Genomic DNA, 25,601 nt, shown 5'->3' with positions numbered 1-25,601 from the left:
CTCTCAGGGCCGCAGCTGCTGCACCATGTCAAGAACGACGGCGCGCAGGTCGCCGCCGTTCTCCGCCGCCACGCGTCGCTGGCGCTGGTAGCCGGCGCCGCGCGTGAGGATGGTTTCGACGTCGGCGAGCTCCGCGCTGCAGCCCAGCTTCGCCGCTACCGGCTCGAGCCGATTGAGGACCTCGGTGAGGTGCTCGGTGACCAGTTGCTCCCTGCCCGCGGCGTCGAGGATGATGATGGCGTCGAGGCCGTAACGGGCGGCTCGCCACTTGTTCTCCTGGACATGCCAGGGCGGCATGGTGGGAATGGTCCCGCCGTCGTCGAGCGTGGAGGAGAACTCGTCCACGAGGCACTGCGTGAGGGCGGCCACCGCCCCCACGTCCTGGAGGGTGGACAGGCCGTCGCACACCCGCATCTCCACGGTGCCGAGGTTCCCGACGGGCCGGATGTCCCACCGGATCTCACTGACCGTGTCGATCACACCGGTGGTGAACATGTCCTGGACATAGGCCTCGTAGGCGGTCCAGTCCGGAAACTGGAACGGCAGTCCCGCGGTGGGAAGCTGCTGGAACATGAGTGCCCGCTGCGATGCGTAGCCGGTGTCCTCACCGCCCCAGAAGGGCGAGGATGCGGAGAGCGCCTGGAAATGCGGAAAGTAGTTGACCAGCCCGTCAACCACCGGCAACGCCTTGTCGCGTGAGTCGAGCCCCACATGGACGTGCACCCCGTAGATCACCATCTGGCGGCCCCACCACTGGGTCCGGTCGATCAGCTTGAAGTAGCGTTCCTTGTCGGTGACCTGCTGGGAGCGCGGTGCGCTGAAGGGGTGCGAGCCGGCGCAGAAAAGCTCCACTCCCATCGGGTCGGTGACCTCCCGCACCGCGGCGAGCGAGCGTGCGAGGTCCGCTTTCGCCTCGGACACGGTAGTGCAGACGCCCGTCACGAGTTCAACGGTGTTGAGCAGCAGTTCCTGCTTGATGTGTGGGTGCTCCTCGTCATCCTGCAGCTCCGGATGACGGTCGCTGACCCCGCGGAGCACTTCATCGGCAACCGACACCAGCTCGCCGTTGTACCGGTCAACCAGTGCCAGTTCCCATTCGACGCCGAGCGTCGACTGGGAGGACTTCGCAAAATCGATCTTCAAGGGGGTGGCTCCTGACCGTACCGGACTGCAGGTGGATGAATGCCTCGGTAGCGCCATCGCGGAAGAGAACTGACCCAATATTAGTCTGGTCCGCCCGGTTCCCGGCGACACGGCCCGAAGACAGGGGACAATGGCAGGGTGCCAATACTGAACAAGGACATGACCCTGTGTATCTCACTGGCCGCGCGGCCCAGCAACATCGGCACGCGCTTCCACAACTACCTGTATGACGAGCTGGGCCTGAACTACGTCTACAAGGCCTTCACCACCACGGACCTGCCCGCAGCCATCGGGGGTGTGCGGGCGCTCGGGATCCGCGGTTGCGCGATCTCCATGCCCTTCAAGGAGGAGGTCATCGCGCTCGTGGACCGGCTGGACGGCTCCGCGCGTGCCATAGACTCGGTGAACACCATCGTGAATGACGACGGCGTCCTCACCGCCTACAACACCGACTACCTTGCCGTCGCACGGCTCATTGAGTCCCACGGGGTGCCCGCCAGTTCCACGGTGCTCGTGCGCGGCTCGGGCGGAATGGCGAAGGCGGTCGTCGCGGCCCTCCGGGACGCGGGCTTCGCCGCCGTCACGGTGGTGGCACGCAACGAGAGGGCAGGACGGGCGCTCGCCGGTCTGTACGGCTTCGGCTGGCAGGCGGACGTGGACGGCTCCACGGCCGACCTTCTCATCAATGTCACGCCGCTGGGCATGACAGGCGCTGACGCCTCCACGGTGTCCTTCCCCGCTGCGACCATCGATGCCGCCCAGGTGGTGTTCGACGTCGTCGCCCTGCCCTCGGAGACTCCGCTCATCCGGGCCGCGCGGGCTGCCGGAAAACCGGTCATCACCGGAGCGGAGGTGGTGGCGCTGCAGGCCGAGGAGCAGTTCGTGCTCTATACCGGACGGCGTCCCACGCCCGACCAGGTGGTGGCTGCAGGAGAATTCTCGCGGCAGGAGCTCTGACAGGGGGCCGGAAAGCTAGGGGGCTGCGATCCGCGCGACCTGCGCTGAAGTGATTCTCACGAGGTCAGCCGGGCTGAGCTCGATCTCGAGTCCGCGTCTTCCTCCCGAAACCAGGACGGTATCGAATCCGAGAGCTGACTCATCGATCACCACCGGGCACGGGTGCCGCTGGCCGAGGGGGGATATCCCGCCGAGTACATACCCGGTTCGCCGTTGGGCCGCGATCGGGTCTGCCATGGCGGCCCTCCTTGCTCCCAGGAACGCGGCTAGAGCCTTGGGGTCCAACTGGCGGTTCACCGGCACGACGGCGGCCACCATGACGCCGTCGGCCATGGCCATGAGCGTCTTGAAGACGCGCCGCGGATCTTCACCAAGGGCAGCGGCCGCCTCGGGCCCGAACGCGACGCCGGCGGAGTCATGCGCGTAGGTGCGGAGAAGGAATTCGATCCCCGCGGCTGACGCTGCCGATGCTGCCGGGGTAGGGGCGGCTTTCTTGTCCCTCACTCCGCACGGACCTCTTCGAGGCGGGTGGGTTCCGGTTGATCGGGGGACGCAGGGCCGTGGACCGGATAGTTGGGCATGATCGGAAGTATGCGCTCCGGCGGGGCCGCGGGCCACCCGTGCCCGCGTGCTGGATAGGGGCGGAACACACAATGGCCCTGCCTGTCGACTTCATCACGGCCCGCGGGCTCTCGGCAGGACTGCTGCTCCAACTGGGAACAATGTATTTGGAGTGCCTTGCGTGGATGGTCAGACGCAGCAGCAACTCACTCTTGCTGCGGCCACCGACGCGCGGCTGGACCCCGAGCAAATCTGGATCCAGTATTTCGGATTGGGGGGGCCCTCGCGCAGATCGAGATCGAGGCCTACCTTCGCGGGCTGTTGGACCTGCCGGCCGCGGAACGGGATACCCTCGCCAGTGCCGTCAATGAAATCCTGGAGGAAACATCGTCAAGCGTGCGGGTACCCTACGGCGAAAGGCGCGATGAGCAGGATACGCCAAGCCGGGCGCGCAGGGCGCTGGGGGCCGCCGGCGCTTTCCTGCTGACGCCCGGGGAAGCGGAGGAGGAACGGGTGGACGCCCTTCGGCGGACAAAGCTGCTGGACACTCCTGCAGAGGAGAGATTCGACCGCATCACCCGCCAAGCCAGGGAACAGTTCGGTGTAAGCTCATCGACCGTCTCCCTGATCGACAGCTACCGGCAGTACCTGAAGTCGGTGGTGGGGCCGGTGGGACAGAACACGCCGCGCGAGCTCTCGTTCTGCAATATCACCATCCGCAACGCAGGGCCCCTCATCGTCAATGACGCACAGGCGGATGAGCGGTTCAAGAACAATCCGCTCGTGCGGGGGGAGCCGCATATCCGGTTCTACGCCGGTTATCCGCTCCGAGGGCCCAACGGCTGGACCATCGGAACCCTATGCATCATCGACCAGAAACCCCGGGATTTCTCGGCCGATGACGAGGCGGCCCTGCGGCTCCTGGCCGAAGCCGCACAGTGCGAACTGGACCTTGGCGCAAGGTGGGTTCAGGATGACGACTCCTGACATCGTTGTCCAGGGCTCACTCAAATCCAGCCCCATCGGTCGTCCCTGATCGGTCCTGGTTCCTGCCCGGGGCCTCACCGACGAGGTGAGGCTGATCCATACGCTTTCCCTCGTCCGGGAGGCCCCGGGTCCGCCGACACACGCCGATCGGCCGGCCGTGTTCGGCTAAAATACGGACATGCCGCCCTCCCGCGCCCGCATACGTCGGGCGACCATCAACGACGTCGCCACAGCAGCGGGGCTATCCCGGGGAACGGTCTCCCGGGTGGTCAACGGTGAGCGGTATGTGTCGCCGGAGGCGCGTTCCGCCGTCGAGAATGCGATCGCTCAGGTGGGGTATGTGCGCAATACCGCAGCCCGTAACCTCGTGCTGCAGGAATCCCGTGCCATCGCGCTCATCATCCACGAGCCGCATTCCCTGTTGTTCGAGGATCCCAACATCGGATCGATCCTGCTCGGCGCCCATGAGGTGCTGTCCAAGGCGGACTACCAGCTGGTCTCCCTGATCATCGATTCCGACCGTGACAGCCGCAGGGTGACGGAGTACCTGAGCGGAGGGCTGGTCGACGGTGCAGTCATCGTCTCGACGCGGGCCTCGGATCCTATCGCCTCGGCCGTCCACGACCTCGGGCTGCCTGCGGCGTTCGTCGGCCGTCCGCCGGGAACGCCCGATTTTCCGTACGTGGCCATCGACAACGCGGCCGCTGCCCGGGAAATCACCGAAAGACTCGTCGGGACAGGCCGGAAGCGTGTCGGCATGATCGCGAGCGCCCTGGACAGGGACTCGGGACAGGACCGTCTTTCGGGCTTCAGGACTGCCCTCGGGACCCGCTTCGACCCCGAGCTCGTTGTTCGGTTTCCCCTTTACACTTACGGCTACGGGCTCGAGGGCATGCAGGAACTGCTGCGTCGCTGCCCCGAGATCGACGGCGTGTTCGCAGCCTCCGACGCGGTGGCCGCCGGGGCCATGACAGCGCTGCAGGAGAGCGGGCGCAGAGTGCCCGACGACGTCGGGATCGTGGGCTTCGACGACAGCAGCTGGGCGCTACGATGCAGGCCGCAATTGTCAACGATCCGACGGCCGGCGGACCTTCTGGGGCGTACTGCCGCCCAGCTTGTCCTTGCCCAGATCAGGGGGCTCCCCAGCCCTGTGCGCGTGCTCGATACCACGGTGGTGTGGCGCGATTCCGCCTAGGAGAGTCGGCGAATCCGCGGCGCTCAGCGCCGGATTGGTTCCGCGGAACCTGGAAACGCTTCATTTCTCCCGCTCTTCGCCAAGGCGGTGCAGCGCGCTGTCGTCGAAGGCGGCGAGCAGCTCGGCAACATCCGCATACACCTCGACAGCGCCGGCGTTCCGCAGTTCCGCCTCACTCGTGCCGCCGGACTCCACCGCGATGGTGGGGATGCCGAGCTCCTTGGCTGCAAGGACGTCCCACACGGCGTCGCCCACGAAGACCGCGTTTTCGGCCAGGAGTCCGGCGGTGTCGAGCGCTGCGCGCAGGATGTCGGGCGAGGGCTTGCTGTTCTCGGCGTCGGATGACGACGTCGCTCCCGCAAGCACGTCGTCCGCGTCGATGATCGTCCGCATGACGGCCAGTTCCTGCTTCGATGCGGACGATGCCAGGACGATACCCAGTCCCTTCCCGGCGCAGCGCTGCAGCAGTTCGCGTGCGCCCTCGAAGCGACGTATCGATGGCCAGTAGCTCGAGTAGATCGCACCGTGGGTCGACTCCAGCTCGCCGTCCTGGGACGCGTCCCTGTCGGAGCCGAGGAGATGCCCGATGAGCTTGTCCCCGCCCATGCCGATCGCCCGGTGGATCTCCGCCATCGGGGCATCGTGGCCGAAACGGCGGAACGCCTGCCACCAGGCGATGGTGTGCAGGTAGTTGGTGTCGACAAGGGTGCCGTCGACGTCGAACAGGACGCCGCGTTCGGGGCTGTCAGTCATGGTCCTTCTTCCGTTGGGGGATTTTGATCCGACTCTACGAAGTCCCTCGCGAAGTGACCAGGATTCCCGAAATCACGTACTCATGGTAGGACCGGCTCCACCACGATAGCCACACGATCCTCGTCGATCCGCGTCAGCACCAGGGTGGCCTTCTTCTTCCCCTTGCCGGAGCCTGCGAGCAGCTGGCGACGCACCTCCTCAGGCGTGACGGCGGTGCCCCGCTTCTTGATGTCCAGCACGCCGATTCCTTCCGAGCGCACCCAGGCCTTGAGGCTCCGGATGTTATAGGGACGCACCTCAAGAATTCGATAGGCCCGTGCAAACGGGGTTCCGACCAGTGTGGGCGCGCACACGTACGCGATTCTCGGATCCAGCAGGTGGCCGCGCAGTTGGAGTGCGACGTCGGCCACGAGCCCCGCCCGGATCACGGCGCCGTCGGGCTCGTAGAGATAGCCCTCCACCGGCCCCAGGGGCGCGTCCGGTCCCTCCCCGAAGTCGGCGGCGCTCGTCAGCTCGGCTGCACCGTGGACGCTGATAACCAGCGCAGCCCGGCGGATACCCGGACGCCGCAGCGCATTGAACCAGAGGGACACTTCGGTCACGTCGCCGTCCACCGACACCCACTGGGCCTCACACCCGGCCGGCACCGCCTCGTGGGGAATACCGGGACCCATCTTGACTCCCACCGGGGTGCCGCCGTCGGCGAGTTTCTCCACGAAGGACAGCGGTGGAGAGAACGCCTCCGGATCGAAGATGCGGGTGGTGCCTGAGGACGAGGTGCTGCGGCGCGCGGGGTCCAGCCAGACGCCGTCGTACGCCGACGCGTCGATCGACTCGGCGTCCGCGTTGACCACTTTCGCGTTCGCCCAGGGCAGCAGGTTCATGGTGGCGGCAGCGGCCGTGGTCTCATCGAGTTCGACGGCGGTGACCTCGCGGTCGAGCGTGGCCAGGGCCATGCTGTCTGCTCCGAGTCCGCACCCGAGGTCGGCCACGCGCACCAGGGAGGCTTCGACGAAGCGCTGGGCATGCCGGGCTGCCACACTCAGGCGCGTGGCCTGTTCCAGCCCGGCGGTAGTGAAGAGCATGCGCTCGGCGAAGGGGCCGAACTTCGCCCGCGCCTTCGCCCGCAGCCGTGACTGCGTGAGGGCTGCGGAGACGACATCGGGGGGGTGCCCTGCCTTCCGCAGCTGCTCACTCAGGCGGAGGCTTTCCTCTTCGGAATACGGGCCGAGCGAGTTCAGCAGCTCCCACCCCTCAGGCGTCAGGATCGGGGCGATGTTGTCGGTGGCCATGGGCTCCAGCCTAGGCGACAGAGACGGTCCGGACCCCTTTCGGATACCTGTCGGATCGGGGCGCTTTTTCACCCGTGAACCTTCGCAGAGGCTAGACTGGTAATACTGAACCTGGCGGATTCGTTCGGATCAGCAGGGTCCAGCAGAGGGCCTCCACCTGCCGGGCAAGAGCGCGCGGCTCTTCAAATTGTAAGGCCGTCCGTGGCAACCAATTCATCCCTCAACGAGATCGAAGTCGTCTTCGGGCGGGTCAAGGGTCTCCTCCTCACCGCGGAGACCGTCAACCATGCCGTTGATCTCCTCGCCGAGGCCGCGAAGGAGGGAATTCCGGGAGCAATCGGTGCCGGGGTCACCCTGGTCCGGAACGGTCAGCGGATCAGCACCGGTTCCACCGATGCCCTGGTCAGTCAGGCTGACGACATGCAGTACGAGCTGGGTGAGGGCCCGTGCCTGAGCGCCTGGGCGACCGGCGAGCCCATGCGCATCGACGATACCCGTACGGAGCCCCGTTGGCGGAAGTGGAACGCTGCAGTTTCCCAGGGGCCGGTGCGGTCCTGCGTCAGTGTCCCCCTCTTGCGCGGGCAGGATCATCTTGGGGCGATCAAAGTGTATTCAGCTGAGCCTTCCGCCTTCGATGCCGCCACCGAGGCCCTGCTCCTCCGTTTTGCCGTTCCCGCTGCAGCCCTCCTGGGTCACGTGCAGACCACTGAAACGCCGCAGCAGATCACCGATGAGCTCCTTGCGGCCCTTCGGACAAGGGACGTGATCGGTCTGGCCAAGGGAATACTCATGGGCGGACGGGGTATGGCGGAGGAACAGGCGCACACGGAAATCATCGAAAGGGCCAAGCGCCTGAAGATTACGATGGATGAAGCCGCCCAACAGCTGGTGGACCACCTGACCGGTCCGGAATCGTAAGGAGTAGGTTCGATGGGCTCCACTGGGGAGGAAGATCAGCACCTGTTGCTTGCAGCGGCCGTGAAACAGGCGGGGTACACGGTCGGCGAACTGTGGCTCCGGTTCTTCGCGATCGGCGGCAGGGTCGGTGAATACGAGGTGGAGGCCTACCTCAGCGGACTGATTCTCCTGCCCCCGTTGCAGCGGGACCTCCTCGCCCATGCGGCGAACGAGCTGATCGACGAACTTCCGCCGCCCCTGCGCGCACCCTACAGCGACGACCAGGAGAATGGCATCGAATCGGACGTCGATGACCGCGGTACCCACAGTACATTTTCCGGGGATCAGCTGAACGGTTCCGGAGAAGCAGGCCCGCAGGGACTGGAGTCCACTGACAGCAACGCGGAGCGCGGAAATACGGACGGCCGCTGACGATCCGGGTCTTCCCGCCCGTCCGCGACCTGCCGGGGTCCGTCAACTGAAGTGCGTGGTCACTGAGTCCTGTCCGACTGAGGCAAGGACCGCCGCCTCGACATCGCGGAGTTTGGTATTGCGGGTATTCGAAGCGGCTTTGAGAATGGCCATCGCAGCGTCCTGGCTGCACCGGCTCTGTGCCATGAACACTCCTGCCGCCAGGTCGATGGCGGTTCGCGATTCCATCGCCGCCCTCAGGTTCTCTCCTGAATCGGTCAGGCGGGTGATGCGGATGGTCAGGCGCAGGGAGGCTGACGCCTCGCTCGCGACTCCCTGCGCAGCGGCAACCGCTGAGGAGTCGAAAGCGGACGCATTCGGTGAGTAGATGGTCAATGCCGACCGGGTGTCACCTTGCAGGTGAATGGGTAGCGCCAGGGCCGACCGGATTCCATGCTCGGCGATGGCCTGGCTGTAGCCGGGAAACCAATCGTCTTCCTGGAAGTCCTGGACGAGGTAGGCCCTGCCTTCCAGCGCCGCCCTCTGCTGTCCGACTGCTGAGCGACTGTATCAATGGCATTTCACCGCGTTCGGCGGGCCTGTCCTGCCGGCCCCGGCGCTCGTTCTCTGGCACTCGCCTTGACCGAGTGCTAACGAATGCATAAAGTCGGGGTTAGCACTCTCAGTAGGAGGGTGCTAACCCCGAGGGAAGCGCCAGCTGGCACCGCGACGACGGTCAGCGCCATCCCGACGGCCACATTCCATTAGTAACGAATGCAAAGGAGAGCCCGAGTGTCGGTCTCTATTAAGCCTCTCGAGGATCGTATTGTTGTCCGCCCACTGGAAGCCGAGCAGACCACTGCTTCCGGTCTGGTCATCCCGGATACCGCCAAGGAAAAGCCCCAGGAGGGCGAAGTCGTAGCAGTTGGGCCGGGACGCGTTGACGACAACGGCAACCGCGTCCCCGTCGACGTCGCCGAGGGTGACATCGTCATCTACTCGAAGTACGGCGGAACCGAAGTCAAGCATGCAGGCCAGGAATACCTGGTCCTTTCCGCTCGCGACGTTCTGGCGATCGTCGTTAAGTAGTCCATCTGAGAGGAACCCCGGCCTCGACTGGCCGGGGTTTTTCTCGCTGCACAAGCCTGAAAGGAATCAACAATGGCAAAGCAGTTGGAATTCAACGATGCCGCCCGCCGTGCCCTCGAGGCCGGCGTGGACAAGCTGGCGAACACCGTCAAGGTGACGCTCGGTCCGCGCGGCCGCAACGTCGTGCTGGACAAGAAGTGGGGTGCTCCCACGATCACCAACGACGGTGTGACGATCGCCCGCGAGATCGAACTGGACGATCCCTACGAGAACCTTGGTGCGCAGCTGGCCAAGGAAGTAGCGACCAAGACGAATGACGTTGCCGGTGACGGAACCACCACGGCAACCGTGCTGGCTCAGGCCCTGGTCAAGGAGGGTCTGCGGAACGTTGCTGCGGGCGCAGCTCCCGGCCAGCTCAAGCACGGTATCGAGGTGGCAGTCGAGGCAGTAGCCGCGCGCCTCCTCGAGAACGCCCGGGAAGTCGTCGGCCAGCAGACCGCCAACGTCGCCTCGATCTCCGCGCAGAGCACCGAGGTGGGCGACCTGCTCGCCGAGGCCTTCGAGAAGGTCGGCAAGGACGGCGTCATCACCATCGAGGAGTCATCCTCGACGCAGACCGAGCTCGTCCTCACCGAAGGGATGCAGTTCGACAAGGGCTACCTCTCGCCGTACTTCGTCACCGACGCCGAGCGCCAGGAAGCAGTGCTCGAAGATGCGCTGATCCTGATCAACTCGGGCAAGATCTCGTCGCTGCAGGAGTTCCTGCCGTTGCTCGAGAAGGCGCTGCAGGCAGGAAAGCCGCTGTTCATCATCGCCGAGGACATCGATGGCGAAGCGCTCTCGACCCTCGTGGTGAACAAGATCCGCGGCACGCTGAACGTGGTTGCCGTCAAGGCACCCGGCTTCGGCGACCGCCGCAAGGCGATGCTGCAGGACATTGCGACACTGACGGGCGCGCAGGTCGTATCTCCGGATCTCGGCCTGAAGCTCGATCAGGTGGGCCTTGAGGTGCTGGGCTCCGCTCGCCGCATCACGGTCACCAAGGACACGACGACCATTGTGGACGGCATCGGCAGCGAATCCGACGTCGCCGACCGCGTCGCCCAGATCCGCGCCGAGGTTGAGCGCACCGATTCCGATTGGGACCGCGAGAAGCTCCAGGAACGTCTGGCGAAGCTCGCCGGCGGAGTGGGAGTCATCAAGGTCGGCGCAGCCACCGAGGTGGAGCTCAAGGAGAAGAAGCACCGTATCGAGGATGCTGTCTCCTCCACCCGAGCAGCTCTCGAAGAGGGCATCGTTGCAGGTGGCGGTTCCGCGCTGGTTCACGCCGGCAAGGCGCTCGACACCGACCCCAACGTCCTTGCACTCGAGGGCGACGCCGCCACGGCCGTCGGTCTCGTGCGCCGGGCACTCGCCCAGCCCCTGCGCTGGATCGCGGAGAATGCCGGACACGAGGGCTACGTGGTGGTTGCGCGTGTCACGGACCTCGAAGTCGGCTTCGGTTTCAACGCTGCCACCGGCGAGTACGAGAACCTGGTGGACGCGGGCATCATCGACCCCGTGAAGGTCACCCGTTCGGCGCTGCGCAATGCAGCCTCGATCGCTGCCCTCGTGCTGACCACCGAAACACTGGTGGTCGAAAAGCCCGAGGAGAGCGACAAAGACGGTCACGGCCACAGCCACTAGGGCAAACCTCTAGCGCAAAAGAACGCGAAACGCCCGGCCGGGGAATCCCCGGCCGGGCGTTTTTGGGTGGGAGGGTGCCTCTATGGTTTTCGTCAAGCTGCTGATGGCAGGTTCCGTGGTTCGGGGTCCTGGTAGAGGGTTCCGTCGCGGAGCATGGCGAAGAGTACGTCAGAGCGTCGGCGTGCGAGGGCGATGAGGGCTTGGTTGTGACGTTTGCCCTCGGCCCGTTTCCGGTCGTAGTAGGCGCGCGACGGCGGGTGGTGCAGGGCCGCGAAGGCGGAGAGGAACAGGGCGCGTTTGAGTTTCTTGTTCCCGCGCCGGCTCGTGTGTTCACCCCGGATCGACGTCCCGGAGCGCCGGGTGACGGGGGCAATGCCGGCGTAGGACGCCAAGTGGGCGGCGCTGGCGAAGTGTTTGCTGGTCACTTCGGTCAGGATGCGGGCGCAGGTCCTGACGCCGACGCCGGGCATCGAGGTCAGGACCCGGTAAAGAGGGTGGGCCTCCACGAGGGCTTCAACCTGGGCGGCAATGTCGTCGCGCTGGTGCCGCAGCGACAGGAGTTGTTCGGCCAGTTTCGGCAGCACAATCCCGGCCGCGCTGGTGCCGATCACCACAACGGTTTGCTCGTTCAGGGCCGCGAAGACCGCGTCCGTTAGACGTTCCGCGGCCCGCGGTGCCTGCTTCTTCAGTCGAGCACGGACGTGCCCTCGGCCGGCGGTCTTCAACGCAGCCGGTGTAGGATACCGCGTCAGCAGATCGGCCACGGCGGGGTGATCGAGATGCGGGCCAAGGGCCCGTTCCAGAGCCGGGTGGATCTGGGTCAGTAGCCCGCGGATCCGGTTGGACGTCGCGGTGATCTGTGCGGCGAGATCGTCATCGAAGCCGCAGAGCACGCCGAGTTCGGCCAGCATCTCATCATCCAGGGCGATGGAGCGCAGCGTGTGAGGCATGCTCCGTGCGGCTTCGGCGATGATTGCCGCGTCCCGGGCGTCGGTTTTGGCCTGGCCAGGGTGCAGATCCGCGATCCTGCGCATCGCCAGGCCTGGAAGGTAGCCGACCGCTGCACCGGCGGCCCGGGCCACCGCGACCGGCAGTGCGCCGATGGTGGCCGGCTGGTCCACGACGAGCAGGATTCTTCCGTGCCCAGACAGACCGGCGAGGATTTCCCGCAGCCTGGTCTCGTCGTTGGGCAGGGCCTTATCGAAGAGCTTTTTCCCTGATCGATTCAAAGCCACTGCATGATGGCCGGATTTCCCGACGTCCAATCCGATGAATACGTCTATGTCCTGCTGATCCAGAATCACCGCCACACCCGCTCCCTTGTTCAACAGTCACCGTTCTGTGCTGGCTGGTCAACGGCGGCAGGAGTCGGCATCCACGTTACGAAGGACCCGTCGTCGTGCCTCTATCAGCGATCAACTGCCGCCAAGTCGGTCCCGGTGACAACACCCCCCGGATCATGAACGACTGGGGGCAAAAACCATGCCGGGACCGACCGGCCAACACACCCTTATCCTGCAACAGGACCAAGGCTACGAAAAAGGTAACGGGGGGGAACTGCCCACCTTTCAGGGGCGGCCCTGCTGATAACCGGCGCGTCGTGCGGCGACACGCATGTCAGTCGCTGAAAGCTGGGCAGAACACTACGCGCGGGCGCGGATCGGCCCGTTGAAGCACAACGGCTGCTGCAACCCCGGAAGCCTGCATTGCGCTCGCTCCGGAACCTGCTAGGCGTCGACCACGATGGCCGTGATGACCGGCGTCCTGTTGTAGAAGCGGCGCATCCAGTTCGCCGTCGCCCGCTCGATGATGGTTTCGAGGCTGAGTGACCGCCCGCCCTGCCGGTTCGACGCCGCATCCTTCAGGGCCTTCTCGACGGCGGCACCCGCCTTGTCGAGGTCCTCGTCCGAGCAGGAGAATCCCTTGGTGAAGAATTCGGGGAGTTCCGCGGTCTGTCCGGTCTCGGCGTCGATGATCGCGAGAACCGTCACCGAACCTTCCTCGGCCAGCCGGCGGCGTTCGCGCAGCGTGTCCTCGGTGATGCCGCCCACGCTGTCGCCGTCCACGAAGATCAGGCCTGCGGGAACCTTGCCCGAGATCGTCGCGCGGCCCCGGTGGAGGTCAACCGTGACGCCGTCCTCGGCGATCACGACGTCGCGCTGGTCAACGCCCGTGCTGACGGCGATGGCGGCATTCGCGCGAAGGTGGCGCCACTCGCCATGGACCGGCATCACGTTGCGGGGCTTCACGATGTTGTAGCAGTAGGCAAGTTCGCCCGCGCTGGCGTGTCCCGAGACATGCACCTTCGCGTTTCCCTTGTGCACCACGTTGGCGCCGATCTCGGTCAGTGCGTTGATGATGCTGTAGATCGCGCTTTCGTTCCCGGGAATGAGCGAGCTCGCGAGGAGCACTGTATCGCCCTCGTGAATGCGGATGGCGTGGTCCTTGTTCGCCATCCGGGACAGCGCCGCCATCGGCTCGCCCTGCGAACCCGTGCAGATGAGAACAACCTTGTGGTCGTCGGTTTTTTCGAGCTTCCGGAAGTCGACGAGGGTGCCCTGCGGAATCTTCAGGTAGCCGAGGTCATTGGCGATGGTCATGTTGCGCACCATGGAGCGGCCCACGAAGGCGACTTTCCGCTGGTGGCGCTGCGCCGTGTCGATGATCTGCTGGATCCGGTGGATGTGGCTCGCGAAGCTGGAGACGATGATCCTCCGCGGCGCGGTCCGGAACACCTCATCGATCGCGGGGGCGAGGTCCTTCTCGGAGGTGGTGAAGCCCGGGACGTCGGCGTTGGTCGAATCGGTGAGGAAGAGGTCCACTCCTTCGGCTCCGAGCCGGGCGAAGGCCCCGAGGTCGGTGATGCGCCGGTCCAGGGGGAACTGGTCCATCTTGAAGTCACCGGTGTGGAGGACCATGCCGGCTGCCGTGCGGATCGCGACAGCGAGGCTGTCCGGGATGGAGTGGTTGACGGCAACGAACTCGAGATCGAATCCGCCCATGGTCCGGCGGTCGCCTTCCTTGACCTGCACGGTCTTGGGAGTGATCCGGTGTTCCTTGAGCTTCGCTTCGATGAAGGCGAGCGTCAGCTGCGAGCCCACCAGCGGAATGTCCGCCCGCTCCTTCAGCAGGTAGGGGACAGCGCCGATGTGGTCCTCGTGGCCGTGTGTGAGCACAACCGCGACGACGTCGTCGAGCCGGTCCCGGATGGCAGTGAAGTCCGGCAGGATCACGTTCACGCCGGGGTGGTGGTCCTCGGGGAAGAGGACGCCGCAGTCGACGATGAGGAGCTTGCCGTCGAACTCGAAGACCGTCATATTCCTGCCGATCTCGCCGATACCGCCGAGGGCAACAATGCGCATCGCGCCCTTGGCAAGGTCGCGGGGGGCTTTTAGATTGGCAGGTGCTTTATTCACAGAGGTGGATTCTTTCGTGGTGTTTGTTCGGGAATGCGAGGCGGTCCCCATGCTTCGAAAGGGACTGTGCGGCGGTGCGCCACTGCCAAAGGTCTTGGTATCGAGAATAACGCCGATCCGGCCTCCGGGCCTACCCGGGCGGAGGGATACGCCGCGGACGGGTACCGCCGGCAGGTAAACTGGCAGTTTGCACCCGGATCATCGAAGGGATTCTCAGGCGTGACGATTGCCGGGATTGACACGCACGATCGCGTCGCTCGAGCACCGTCGACCCCCGTGGACAGCCGCTTCCGCCCCGAAGTCCAGGGCCTCCGTGCACTCGCTGTGTTCATGGTCGTGATCTACCACGTCTGGCTCGGACGAGTGTCCGGGGGAGTGGACGTATTCCTCCTCATCTCCGCCTTCCTGCTGACCATCTCCTTCACCCGGAAGATCGAGTCCGGCAAGCCCCTGCAGTTGCTGGCGTACTGGCTGGGCCTGTTCAAGAGGCTCCTGCCCGGCGTCGTCGTCGTCCTGTTGGCAGTACTCGCCGCCACGGCGCTGGTGGTGCCGAGCTCGCGGTGGGCGAGCCTCCTCGACCAGACCTGGGCGTCGCTGCTGTACGTGCAGAACTGGCAGCTCGCGGGCAACGCCGTCGACTACTACGCCCTCGACAACAGTGCGGCAAGCCCGCTGCAGCACTTCTGGTCCCTGTCGATCCAGGGGCAGGTCTTCCTGCTGTGGCCGCTGATCTTCGCCGCCTCGGCCCTCGCTGCGACAGCCCTCGGACGCTCCGTCCGCACGATACTCGTCGTTCCGTTCGGCGCGGTATTCGCCTCCTCGCTCGCGTTCTCGATCTGGCAGACCGCCACGAATCAGGCCGCCGCCTACTTCGACACCCGGGCGCGGCTGTGGGAGTTCGCCCTCGGCTCGCTGGTGGCCCTCCTGCTGCCGTACCTCCGCGCCAGTGTTCCGGTGCGCGTGATGCTCGGCTGGATCGGCCTCGCCGCGATGCTGTCCTGCGGCCTGGTGCTGCAGGTCCAGCAGCAGTTCCCCGGGTACATCGCCCTCTGGCCGCTGCTGGCGGCTGCCTGCATCATCGGAGCCGGACGGACGGGCAGCCGCTACGGAGTGGATCGGCTCCTCGCCTCCGCGCCCCTCGTCAGGATGGGCAACAACTCCTACGCGCTCTACCTGTGGCACTGGCCCGTCCTGGTGATCTGGCTGGTCGTCGCGGAAAAGCCCGCCGCCGGACCGCTCGACGGTACGGCCGTCATCGCGGCGTCACTGCTCCTTGCCTCCGCGACCACGCGCTTCATCGAGACGCCGGTGCGGTCGTGGCGGTGGCCCCTGGCCCGACGCCGTCGCACGGGGCTGGTGGTGGCCGCGGCGCTCGCCGTCGTCGTCGTGCCGCTCTCGGGCTGGGAGTACAGGGTGCAGGCGCAGGAAAAAGCGGTGGAGCAGCAGACCATCCTCGACAATCCCGGTGCCCTCGCGCTGGCGCCGGACTTCTCCTTCCTCGGGGCCCCTGACGCGCTCATAAAACCGACGACCAGCCGCCTGGGCGCCGAGTGGGCCGCCGTCGACGGCGAATGCGAGGGCGGGCGCGCGCCGTCGGACCCGCTGCTCGACTCGTGCGCCTACTCCGGGAATGCGGAGACCCCGGAGCGCACCGTCCTGGTGATCGGCGACTCCCATTCCCAGATGTGGATGACGGCGGTGGGAGCCATCGCGAAGAACAACAACTGGAACGCCGTGTCGCTGCACAAACCCAACTGCAGGTTCGCGGTGGAATCGGAGGAGGAGGACCCGGAGTGCAACGCGTTCAATGCCGCGGTGCTCGGGTACGCACTCACCCTGGCACCCGACGCCGTGGTCACCGTCGGGTCGAAGACCGAATGGAGCTCGCCGGAGGAGACGCTGGCGGCAGGCTTCGCGGAGGGCGTCCAGCCGCTGCTCGATCAGGGAATCGCCGTCGTGGCGCTGCGGGATTCTCCCCGCTTCGAATTCGACATGGCCGAATGCACGGCTGAGAACGCCCTCGACCACACCGCGTGCGCGCTGCCGCGGGATCAGCTGATGGCCGCGGAATCGCCGCTGGCCGCGCTGGCGGAAACCGAGCCACGGATCGGGGTGCTGGATATGACCGATCAGCTGTGTATCGAATCCTCCTGCCCCGGCGTCATCGGCAATGTCCGCGTGTACATCGACCGGGACCACCTGAGCAGGACGTACGTGGCGACCACAGTGCCGGTGTTCGAGGCAAGGTTCCGGGCCCTGACCGGCTGGTGAGGAGCACAAGGTTCCAGGTGTGTCCAACGGCACCGGTGCCGGAATAGAGCGCAACTTTGATCCGTTCTAGACTTGAGTAACTGCCCGCCGGCCACCCGCAGGCACTCCATCTCCCCGGTGACACCGAAAGAGGCTCAAGTAGTGACCCAGCTGTCCGCGCAGAACGAAGCCCACGACCCCTTCGGCTTCATCGGCCTCACCTATGACGATGTCCTGCTGCTTCCCGGATACACCGACGTCATTCCATCGGAGGCCGACACGTCGTCGCGCATCTCCCGGCGTATCTCGGTGCGGACTCCGCTGCTGTCCTCCGCCATGGACACCGTCACCGAGGCGCGCATGGCGATCGCGATGGCGCGCCAGGGCGGGCTCGGCGTCATCCACCGCAACCTGTCCATCGCCGACCAGGCCGAGCAGGTGGACCGCGTCAAGCGCAGCGAATCGGGCATGATCACCAACCCGCTCACCATCGGTCCCGGGGCCACCCTGCAGGAACTCGACGAGCTGTGCGGCCATTACCGCGTCTCGGGCCTTCCCGTGGTCGATGAGCAGGGACGCCTGCTCGGAATCGTCACGAACCGGGACACACGCTTCGTCCTGGAGCGTGATTTCCCGCATCGACGGGTGCAGGAAGTGATGACCAAGATGCCCCTCATCACCGGTCGGGTGGGGATCAGCGGCGACGACGCCATCAACCTCCTCGCCGTCAACAAGATCGAGAAACTGCCGCTGGTCGACGCCGAAGGCGTGCTCCGTGGCCTCATCACGGTCAAGGATTTCACCAAGGCCGAGCAGTACCCGCTCTCCACCAAGGACGACGACGGGCGCCTGCGGGTAGGTGCGGCCATCGGCTTCTTCGGGGACGGCTGGGACCGCGCCATGGCCCTCGTCGACGCCGGCGTCGACGCCCTGTTCGTGGACACCGCCAACGGCCACAGTGCCGGCGTCCTCGAAATGATCGGGAAGCTCAAGGCCGAGAAGTCACTGGCGCACGTGGACATCATCGGCGGCCAGGCGGCGACCCGCGAGGGGGCGCAGGCACTGATCGACGCCGGCGCCGACGGCATCAAGGTGGGAGTCGGGCCCGGCTCCATCTGCACGACGCGCGTGGTCGCCGGCGTCGGCGTGCCGCAGATCACCGCCATCTACGAATCCGCGAAGGCTGCCATCCCCGCGGGTGTCCCCGTCATCGCCGACGGCGGCCTGCAGTACTCGGGCGACATCGGCAAGGCGCTCGTGGCCGGCGCCGACACCGTGATGCTCGGGTCGCTGCTCGCCGGTTCCGCGGAGGCGCCCGGTGAACTGGTCTTCGTCAACGGCAAGCAGTACAAGACCTACCGCGGCATGGGGTCGCTCGGCGCGATGCAGACCCGCGGAAAGAACACGTCGTACTCGAAGGACCGTTACTCCCAGGGCGATGTGAGCGGCGATGACAAACTCATCCCCGAGGGCATCGAGGGCCGCGTCGCCTACCGCGGGCCGCTCGCCTCCGTGGCGCACCAGCTGGTGGGTGGGCTCCGCCAGACCATGTTCTACACGGGCGCGCGCACCATTCCGGAGCTCAAAGCCCGGGGGAAGTTCGTCCGGATCACCTCCGCCGGTCTGAAGGAATCACACCCGCACGACATCCAGATGACGGTCGAGGCGCCCAACTACAGCTCGAAATAGCACGATGCGCGGTGAACGCGGTTTCGGCAGTCCCCGCAGGATCGGCGGTCCCGGCAGGATGGCCGGCCGCCCCGGTCCGGCGTCCGGATGACCTTTCCCGCAGCGTCGCCGGCTCCGCGGCGGGGCATCGCCCTGCGGCCCTATGCCAGTGCCGTGGGCCAGGTCCTGAAGGTCAGCGCGAAGGCCTCGCCGGGCGCCGTCGTCATGAAGGTCCTCGGATCACTCATCTCCGCCGTCCTTCCGCTGGTCACCACCTACTTCGCGGCGCTGACGACGACGGCCCTCGCCGAGGCGTACACCGGCAATCCCGACGCCGGGCGGCAAGCCGTTCTCTACGTCCTGGTCACGGCAGCGCTCGGCCTGCTCTGGGGCGGCTTCACGAGTGTCGACCGCTATATCCAGCAGGTCCTGAGTTTCCGGGTCGGCGCAGTGGTGGGTGACCAGATGTACGAGAAATTCCTCGCCCTCGAGTTCTGGCGTTACGACGACAAGGAGACGGTCGACCTCTACGACCGCGCGAAGCGGTTCTCGGACTCCTACGCCCGGGTCCTCGACCGGATCGCCGCGATCTTCACGCAGCTCACGTCGGTGGTGCTCGCCATCGGCGCACTGCTGTTCGTGAGCTGGTGGGTGGCACTGATCGTCCTGGTGGCGATCGTTCCGAGCGTCTACCTGCAGTTCCGGCTCTCTCGGGAGCAGATGGCGCACTGGAATACGCAGGTGGACTCCCGCAGGCAGCGGCGCATGATCGAAACCAATCTCATGCGGCCGCAGCACATCGCCGAGATGCGCCTGTACGGCATCGTGGGGTACCTGATGGACCTGCGATCCAGGCTGCGCGACGCCGACGAGAAGCGTCGGCTCGAATTCCAGCGTCGCTACATCCCCAAGCAGCTGCTGGCCGATACCCTCCAGTACGGGGCGGAAGTGGTGGCGCTCATCTGGGTAGTGGGCCAGATCATCGCCAGGGCGGAACCGGTGGGCCAGTTCCTTTACGTACAGCAGATCGTGAGCCGGGCGCTCAGCACCGCCAATTCGCTGGTGACCTCGCTCAGTTCGATCGACGAGGACCTCGCGAACCTCAAGGACTACGAGCAGTTCCTGGATTTCCCGGCGGCCACCCCGCCACATCGCGAGCTGGCCGCGGCGCCGTCGTCGGTGGAGCTGCAGGATCTCCACTTCACGTACGAGGGCGGGAACTCCGAGGTCCTGAAGGGCATCTCCCTCACCATCGGGTCGGGGAGCCACATCGCCATCGTAGGGGAGAACGGCGCAGGGAAATCGACACTGATCCGGGTCCTGGCAGGGCTCTACGAGCCGAGCGCGGGCCGGGTGCTCCTCGACGGCCAGGACCTCCGTTCCCTCGGGACCGCATCGTGGCACCGCCACCTCGCCGTCATGTCGCAGGACTTCCTCAAGTACGAGTTCGCCACCGCCGCCAACAACATCTACTTCGGTGATGTGGACCAGCCGCGCGACGACGAGCGCATCCGACGTGCCGCGGACGACGCCGAGGCAACCGACTTCATCGCGAAAATGCCGAACGGGTTCGACAACTACGTCAGCAACTGGATGGAGGACCCCCGGGGACGGAAGGGCAGCGGCCTCTCCGGAGGGCAGTGGCAACGCCTTGCCATGGCCCGCAACTTCTACCGGAACGCACCCTTCGTGGTGCTGGACGAGCCGACGTCGGCAATCGACGCGCTCGCCGAGCACCGGATCTTCTCGCGCCTCTTCGCCGACCGCTCGCGCACCATCGTGGCCATCAGCCACCGCCTTGCCACCATCGAGAAGGCCGACGTCGTCTACATGCTCGAGGACGGCCGCATCGTGGAAGCCGGAACCCACCGTGAGCTCGTCGCGCTGCGCGGCAGGTACTTCCGGATGTTCGAGAGCCAGCTGTCCGGGGGCGGGCGCCAGGAACGCTGGGATAACCTAGAGCAGTGACTTACGAGATCGAGATCGGCCGAGGCAAGCGAGGACGCAGGGCATACTCCCTGGACGACGTGGCGGTGGTGCCTTCGCGGCGCACCCGCGACCCATTGGACGTATCGGTCAGCTGGCAGATCGACGCCTACCAGTTCGAGATGCCCGTGGTCGCAGCCCCCATGGATTCGGCGATGTCGCCCGCCACGGCCATCCAGATGGGCCGGCTCGGCGGACTGGGAGTGCTCAACCTCGAGGGGCTGTGGACGAGGTACGAGGATCCGCAGGCAGCGCTCGACGAGATCGCCGGCCTCAGCACCGAGAACTTCAGCCCAGCGGCCACGAAGCGCATGCAGGAGATCTACGACGCACCCATCCAGGCGGGACTCATCACGAGCCGCCTCGCCGAGATCCGGGAGGCCGGTGTCACGGTGGCAGGCTCGCTGACACCGCAGCGCACCCAGCAGTTCTACAAGACGGTGCTGGCCGCCGGCGTCGACATCTTCGTGATCCGCGGCACCACCGTTTCCGCCGAGCACGTCTCGAAGAACGAGGAGCCACTCGACCTCAAGAAGTTCATCTACGAGCTCGACGTCCCGGTGATCGTCGGAGGCGCCGCCGGCTACACCCCCGCGCTCCACCTCATGCGCACGGGCGCCGCCGGCGTCCTGGTCGGTTTCGGCGGGGGTGCGACGACGACGACGCGTCGCGCACTCGGCATCCACTCGCCCCTCGCCTCGGCCATTTCCGACGTCGCTGCGGCACGCCGCGACTACATGGACGAATCCGGCGGCCGCTACGTCCATGTCATCGCCGATGGCGGCATGGGGGCCAGCGGCGACATCGTCAAGGCGATCGCCATGGGCGCCGACGCCGTCATGCTCGGCTCGGCCCTCGCCCGCGCCGAGGAAGCGCCCGGCAAGGGGTGGCACTGGGGGCAGGAAGCACACCATGCGGAGCTTCCCCGCGGCGACCGGGTGAGGATCGGCACCGTCGGCTCGCTCAAGGAGGTGCTGTGGGGACCCTCGCACCACACCGACGGAACCTCCAACGTCATCGGTGCCCTGCGGCGCGCCATGGCGACCACCGGATACTCGGACCTCAAGGAGTTCCAGCGCGTCGAGGTAGTCCTCTCGCCCTATGCCTCGAACGACTGACTCGAACGGCCGTTTGGCCTAGAGTTGGGGGATAGGCAGGGACAGCAGGATCCACCCACTGAAGGGTTACGACCATGGCATCTGGCGCACTCAGTCCACAGAACCGCGAAGAGGCAATCGCGGCGCTGAAAGCCACGAGCGGGCAGGGCCGGGAACTCGACATCCTGATCGTCGGCGGCGGAGTGGTGGGCGTGGGATCCGCGCTCGACGCCGCGACGCGCGGCCTGACCACGGGAATCGTGGAGGCCCGCGACTGGTCTTCGGGAACGTCGTCGCGCTCGTCGAAGCTGATCCACGGCGGTCTGCGCTACCTGGAAATGCTCGATTTCGCCCTGGTCCAGGAAGCACTGAAGGAACGCGGGCTCCTGATCCAGCGGATCGCCCCGCACCTCGTGCGGCCCGTCCCGTTCCTCTATCCCCTGACCAGACGCTTCGTCGAACGCCCCTACGTGGGGGCCGGGATCGCCCTGTACGACGCCATGAGCATGTCCGGCGGGAACTCGCGCGGTGTGCCGTTCCACAAGCACCTGAGCCGGAAGGGAACCCTCCGCGCGGCGCCGAGCCTCAAGGACAACGCCATGGTGGGCTCCATCCGCTACTACGACGCCCAGGTGGACGACGCCCGGTACGTCGTCAATATGGTGCGGACGGCGTCGCACTACGGAGCGAAGGCCGCCAACCGGGTGAGCGTGGTGGATTTCCTCCGTGAAGGGGAGCGGGTTGTGGGTGCGCGGGTCAAGGACCACGAGAGCGGCGAGGAGTTCAGCATCCGCGCGAAGCAGGTGGTCAATGCCACCGGGGTCTGGACCGACGAGACGCAGGCCATGGTCACGGACCGGGGCCAGCTGAAGGTCCGGGCATCGAAGGGCATCCACCTGGTCGTACCGCGGGACCGCTTCCAGTCGACCGTGGGCCTGATCCTCCGGACCGAGAAATCGGTACTTTTCGTGATCCCGTGGGGTCGCCACTGGATCATCGGCACCACGGACACCGACTGGCACCTCGACAAGGCGCACCCGGCAGCCACCTCGAAGGACATCGACTACGTGCTCGAACACGTGAACCGCGTCCTCAAACGGCCCCTCACCCGCGAGGATGTCGAGGGCGTCTACGCGGGACTCCGGCCGCTGCTTGCCGGCGAGAACGACTCCACCGCGAAGCTCTCACGCGAACACGTCGTCGCCCATCCTGTCCCGGGGCTGGTGGTGGTTGCCGGAGGAAAGTGGACCACCTACCGTGTCATGGCCAAGGACGCCGTCGACGAGGCGACGCGTGCCCTCGACGAGCGCGTTCCCGACAGCGTCACCGAGTCGGTTCCGCTGCTCGGCGCGGAGGGCTACAAGGCGGCATGGAATGCGCGCGGCAATATGGCCGACGACGCTGGGGTGCATGTCGCGCGGGTGGAGCACCTGCTGCAGCGCTACGGAACGCAGGCCACCGACGTCCTGGCCCTCATCAAGGCGGATCCCGCACTGGGGGAGCCGCTGCCCGGCGCGGACGACTACCTCGGCGCCGAGGTGGTCTTCGCCGTCACCCATGAGGGAGCGCGGCACGTCGATGACGTGCTGACGCGGCGGACCCGGATCTCCATCGAAGCCTGGGATCGCGGCGTCTCGGCGGCGCCGGTGGTCGCAGGCCTCATGGCGCCGATCCTGGAATGGAGCGAGCAGCAGATCGAGCGTGAGGTGAAGCACTATATCGCGCGGGTCGAGGCCGAGCGCCTCAGCCAGGAACAGCCCGATGACGAGTCCGCCGACAGTGTGCGCCTCGGAGTGGCCGACATCGTCCCGCTAAGGTAGGACACTCCAGGTTCCTCCTGAAAACCCGCCGTACCGAGAGGCCAAACGTGAGTGAGCTGTCCCTGGACTTGCACAACGCCGAACTGACCACGCCAGACATGGTGATCCTCGAGATGGTGGCGGCCAGCAGACAGGACGCTTCGGCGCAGCTGGCCGCCCGCATGCACGCCGGCGGTCGGATCTCCGACCTCGATGCCTTTCTCGACCAGGTCTCTTCCCGCGAACACCAGATGGCCACCGGCCTCCCCGGAGGCGTCGGCCTGCCGCACGCGCGCAGCGAGTACGTCAACCGCACCTCCATTGCCGTGGGCGTCGCGAAATACGGCCACAGCCTGGACTTCGGTGCGATGGACGGCCCCGCTACCCTCGTCCTCCTGATGGCGACGCCGGCCCAATCCTTCTCCGAGCACCTCGAGGTCCTCGCGACCATCGCGCGGAGCCTGTTCAAGGAGAACTTCCGTGAGTCGCTGAGGAGGGCGCACGACGCCGAAGTGATCGCGGAACTCATCAATTCCTCGCTCGTGTTCCACGACCACTGACACGGTCACTGTCAAGACCACTGACGTGACTCCTGTTTCGGTCACCGACCCGGCGGACCCAGTTCCTATTCGCTGCGCCAGGAACGCCACAGCGACGCGTAGGCGCCGTCGAGCGCGATCAACTCGTCGTGGGAGCCGAGCTCGGTGATGCGGCCCCCCTCCACGACAGCCACGCGGTCGGCGTCGTGCGCGGTGTGCAGGCGGTGAGCGATGGCGATCACGGTGCGGCCCTCCAGCACGGCGCTCAGGGAGCGCTCGAGGTCCCGGGCGGCCTGCGGATCGATCAGCGAGGTCGCCTCATCGAGGACGAGCGTGTGCGGATCGGCGAGCACCAGGCGTGCGAGCGCGACTTCCTGGGCCTGTGCGGGAGTGAGTTCGAGCGCGCCCGATCCAACCTCGGTCTCCAGTCCCTCGGGCAGGGCCAGGGCCCAGGCGAGTGCGCCGACGTCGTCCAGTGCCTCCGCCAGTTCCGCTTCGGTGGCTGACGCACGGCCGAGGCGGACGTTGTCGGCAAGCGATCCCACGAAGACGTGGTGCTCCTGCGTCACCAGGGCGACTTCGCGGCGCAGCTGGTCCAGCGGACGGTCCACGAGTGGCACGCCTCCCACGGTGACCGAGCCGGTGGTGGGCGGGTGGATGCCCGCGATCAGCCGGCCGAGGGTCGACTTCCCGGCTCCCGACGGTCCCACCACGGCGAGACGTTCGCCGCGCCGCAGGGACAGGTCGATGCCGTGCAGGACGTCCTGGCCCGGACGGTAGGCGTAGGTCACGTTGGAGACGAGGATGTCCTCATTGGTCGGCGCGGCGTCCGTCGCCTCGCGGTCCGGAGCCACGTCCTGAACCCCGATGATGCGCGCGAGCGACGCCGCACCGACCTGGATCTCATCGGTCCACATGATCAGCAGGTCCACGGGGTCGATCAACCGCACGGCAAAGAGCGCGACGGCGGCTACCGCGCCGGGGGTGACGACGTCGTTGGAGGCAAGCCAGCCGCCCCACAGCAGGACCGCCGCGACGGGGAGCCAGAAGGCCAGGTCGGCTGCGGGAAACAGCACCGAGCGCAGCCACAGGGTGTAGCGCTCCACGCCGTAACTGACTCCCAGCGCATTGTCCATGCCCCGGCGCCGGATTCCTCCGAGGCTGAGGGCGTCGACGGTCCGCGCGCCCTCGATGCTCTCGGTGATCGTGCCATTCACCACGGCGTACGATTCCCGTTCCCGCTGGTAGCCGTCCGAACTGCGCCTGAGATACCAGCGGGTCACCGGGTAGAGCAGCGGGATGCCGACCAGGAGGGCCGCCGACAGCACCGGGGAGGTGAGAACCGCGACGGCCAGGGTCAGTACGATCGTGACCACCGAGACCACCACCTGCGGCACGCCGAAGCGCACGGTGTGCGACACCGCGTCGATGTCGTTGGTGGTGCGGGCCACCAGGTCACCCGTGCCCGCCTTCTCGACGGTGGACAGCGGCAGGGCAGTGACCTGCTCCAGAAAATCCTCGCGGAGTTCGGCGAACACCCGTTCGCCGAAGACCATGCCGGAGCGTACGGCGAAGCGCCGCAGCACCGACTGCACCGTGAGGAAGCCCAGCATGGCCAGCGACACCGTAGCCACGTAGTCGCTGGTGGTGCCGCCGGCGACGGCGTCCACCAGTGCCCCGAGAAGCAGCGGTCCAGCCAGTCCCGCCACGGCGGATCCGATGTACAGTGCGATCACGCCCGTCAGGCTCCTGCGGTGCCGGCGGATCAGGCGCCTGGCTTCAGCGCGTACCGTGGCCGGCGCGGCGATCGGCAGCTTGCCCTCGCCCGGTGCCGCCCTGCCCCTGGTCACTGGGGCTGTTGCCTCCGCTGTTGTC

At 66.5% G+C, this 25,601-nt stretch carries 21 protein-coding genes and 1 pseudogene; 13 read left to right on the top strand and 9 right to left on the bottom strand.

Going from position 1 to position 25,601, the window contains the following annotated elements; genetic code table 11:
* Positions 1-3: 3 nt before the first annotated feature.
* Positions 4-1,143 carry a glutamate--cysteine ligase gene (locus tag IWX65_RS00880; protein ID WP_196880591.1) on the bottom strand — a complete coding sequence of 380 codons (1,140 nt, stop codon included), beginning with the start codon at positions 1,141-1,143 and terminating at the stop codon, positions 4-6.
* A 138-nt stretch (positions 1,144-1,281) separates the two neighbouring features.
* Between IWX65_RS00880 and IWX65_RS00875 the strand changes: the two genes are divergently transcribed.
* The gene (locus IWX65_RS00875; protein ID WP_334683571.1) at positions 1,282-2,100 is read left to right on the top strand and encodes a shikimate 5-dehydrogenase; all 819 of its coding nucleotides are present in this window, start codon (positions 1,282-1,284) and stop codon (positions 2,098-2,100) included.
* A gap of 15 nt (positions 2,101-2,115) precedes the next feature.
* On the opposite strand, the gene ybaK is transcribed toward IWX65_RS00875, so the two are convergent.
* Positions 2,116-2,604 carry a Cys-tRNA(Pro) deacylase gene (gene ybaK / locus IWX65_RS00870; protein ID WP_196880590.1) on the bottom strand — a complete coding sequence of 163 codons (489 nt, stop codon included), beginning with the start codon at positions 2,602-2,604 and terminating at the stop codon, positions 2,116-2,118.
* Between the two features lie 378 nt (positions 2,605-2,982).
* Between ybaK and IWX65_RS00865 the strand changes: the two genes are divergently transcribed.
* Together IWX65_RS00865 and IWX65_RS00860 are read left to right on the top strand one after the other, a co-directional pair.
* A complete protein-coding gene (locus tag IWX65_RS00865) occupies positions 2,983-3,648 on the top strand; it encodes a GAF domain-containing protein (protein WP_334683570.1) in 666 nt (221 codons plus the stop codon).
* Positions 3,649-3,826: 178 nt separating this feature from the next.
* Positions 3,827-4,843 (top strand): LacI family DNA-binding transcriptional regulator, encoded by a 1,017-nt coding sequence (locus tag IWX65_RS00860; protein WP_196880589.1) that lies wholly within the window; start codon positions 3,827-3,829, stop codon positions 4,841-4,843.
* 60 nt (positions 4,844-4,903) lie between these two features.
* Here IWX65_RS00860 and IWX65_RS00855 read toward each other — a convergent pair whose 3' ends face one another.
* A complete protein-coding gene (locus tag IWX65_RS00855; protein ID WP_196880588.1) occupies positions 4,904-5,596 on the bottom strand; it encodes an HAD family hydrolase in 693 nt (230 codons plus the stop codon).
* An 80-nt stretch (positions 5,597-5,676) separates the two neighbouring features.
* Complete coding sequence (locus IWX65_RS00850) at positions 5,677-6,888, bottom strand: class I SAM-dependent methyltransferase (protein WP_196880587.1); 1,212 nt, start codon at positions 6,886-6,888, stop codon at positions 5,677-5,679.
* Between the two features lie 201 nt (positions 6,889-7,089).
* Between IWX65_RS00850 and IWX65_RS00845 the strand changes: the two genes are divergently transcribed.
* Together IWX65_RS00845 and IWX65_RS17630 are read left to right on the top strand one after the other, a co-directional pair.
* The gene (locus IWX65_RS00845) at positions 7,090-7,806 is read left to right on the top strand and encodes a GAF and ANTAR domain-containing protein (RefSeq protein WP_196880586.1); all 717 of its coding nucleotides are present in this window, start codon (positions 7,090-7,092) and stop codon (positions 7,804-7,806) included.
* 12 nt (positions 7,807-7,818) lie between these two features.
* The gene (locus tag IWX65_RS17630) at positions 7,819-8,217 is read left to right on the top strand and encodes a hypothetical protein (RefSeq protein WP_334683569.1); all 399 of its coding nucleotides are present in this window, start codon (positions 7,819-7,821) and stop codon (positions 8,215-8,217) included.
* A gap of 42 nt (positions 8,218-8,259) precedes the next feature.
* Here the strand turns inward: IWX65_RS17630 and IWX65_RS17625 are convergent, their stop codons facing one another.
* A complete protein-coding gene (locus IWX65_RS17625; RefSeq protein WP_334683586.1) occupies positions 8,260-8,457 on the bottom strand; it encodes an ANTAR domain-containing protein in 198 nt (65 codons plus the stop codon).
* A gap of 57 nt (positions 8,458-8,514) precedes the next feature.
* Positions 8,515-8,736 (bottom strand): annotated as a pseudogene (locus IWX65_RS17620) (GAF domain-containing protein); the annotation flags it as partial.
* Between the two features lie 252 nt (positions 8,737-8,988).
* On the opposite strand from IWX65_RS17620, the gene groES reads away from it, so the two are divergent.
* Both groES and groL read left to right on the top strand, forming a co-directional pair.
* On the top strand, positions 8,989-9,285 hold the full coding sequence (gene groES / locus IWX65_RS00830; protein ID WP_026531894.1) for a co-chaperone GroES: 297 nt from the start codon (positions 8,989-8,991) through the stop codon (positions 9,283-9,285).
* Between the two features lie 72 nt (positions 9,286-9,357).
* Positions 9,358-10,971 (top strand): chaperonin GroEL, encoded by a 1,614-nt coding sequence (gene groL, locus IWX65_RS00825; RefSeq protein ID WP_196880584.1) that lies wholly within the window; start codon positions 9,358-9,360, stop codon positions 10,969-10,971.
* A gap of 92 nt (positions 10,972-11,063) precedes the next feature.
* Here the strand turns inward: groL and IWX65_RS00820 are convergent, their stop codons facing one another.
* Together IWX65_RS00820 and IWX65_RS00815 are read right to left on the bottom strand one after the other, a co-directional pair.
* Positions 11,064-12,272 carry an IS110 family transposase gene (locus IWX65_RS00820; protein ID WP_442859152.1) on the bottom strand — a complete coding sequence of 403 codons (1,209 nt, stop codon included), beginning with the start codon at positions 12,270-12,272 and terminating at the stop codon, positions 11,064-11,066.
* A 426-nt stretch (positions 12,273-12,698) separates the two neighbouring features.
* Positions 12,699-14,333: a ribonuclease J gene (locus tag IWX65_RS00815; protein WP_196880768.1), complete on the bottom strand. Its 1,635-nt coding sequence runs from the start codon at positions 14,331-14,333 to the stop codon at positions 12,699-12,701.
* Positions 14,334-14,606: 273 nt separating this feature from the next.
* On the opposite strand from IWX65_RS00815, the gene IWX65_RS00810 reads away from it, so the two are divergent.
* The 6 genes from IWX65_RS00810 (at position 14,607) to IWX65_RS00785 (ending at position 23,747) form a co-directional block, all read left to right on the top strand.
* Positions 14,607-16,658, top strand: coding sequence for an acyltransferase family protein (locus tag IWX65_RS00810; protein ID WP_334683568.1), 2,052 nt, complete (start codon positions 14,607-14,609; stop codon positions 16,656-16,658).
* 141 nt (positions 16,659-16,799) lie between these two features.
* Positions 16,800-18,326 carry an IMP dehydrogenase gene (gene guaB, locus IWX65_RS00805; protein ID WP_196880582.1) on the top strand — a complete coding sequence of 509 codons (1,527 nt, stop codon included), beginning with the start codon at positions 16,800-16,802 and terminating at the stop codon, positions 18,324-18,326.
* 87 nt (positions 18,327-18,413) lie between these two features.
* The gene (locus IWX65_RS00800) at positions 18,414-20,273 is read left to right on the top strand and encodes an ABC transporter ATP-binding protein (protein WP_196880581.1); all 1,860 of its coding nucleotides are present in this window, start codon (positions 18,414-18,416) and stop codon (positions 20,271-20,273) included.
* Positions 20,270-21,409: a GuaB3 family IMP dehydrogenase-related protein gene (locus IWX65_RS00795; RefSeq protein ID WP_196880580.1), complete on the top strand. Its 1,140-nt coding sequence runs from the start codon at positions 20,270-20,272 to the stop codon at positions 21,407-21,409. The genes IWX65_RS00800 and IWX65_RS00795 overlap by 4 nt, the downstream gene beginning before the upstream one ends.
* Positions 21,410-21,483: 74 nt before the next feature.
* Positions 21,484-23,208 (top strand): glycerol-3-phosphate dehydrogenase/oxidase, encoded by a 1,725-nt coding sequence (locus IWX65_RS00790; protein WP_196880579.1) that lies wholly within the window; start codon positions 21,484-21,486, stop codon positions 23,206-23,208.
* 47 nt (positions 23,209-23,255) lie between these two features.
* Entirely contained in the window at positions 23,256-23,747 is a 492-nt protein-coding gene (locus IWX65_RS00785; protein ID WP_196880578.1) for a PTS sugar transporter subunit IIA, read from the top strand.
* Positions 23,748-23,812: 65 nt separating this feature from the next.
* Here IWX65_RS00785 and IWX65_RS00780 read toward each other — a convergent pair whose 3' ends face one another.
* Positions 23,813-25,576 carry an ABC transporter ATP-binding protein gene (locus IWX65_RS00780; RefSeq protein ID WP_196880767.1) on the bottom strand — a complete coding sequence of 588 codons (1,764 nt, stop codon included), beginning with the start codon at positions 25,574-25,576 and terminating at the stop codon, positions 23,813-23,815.
* Positions 25,577-25,601 lie beyond the last annotated feature (25 nt).

The organism is Arthrobacter sp. CAN_A214 (assembly GCF_015751955.1).
Classification (GTDB): Bacteria; Actinomycetota; Actinomycetes; order Actinomycetales; family Micrococcaceae; genus Arthrobacter_D.
The sequence above is the reverse complement of the archived record's forward strand: the minus strand, read 5'-3'. Positions and strand labels throughout refer to the sequence as shown.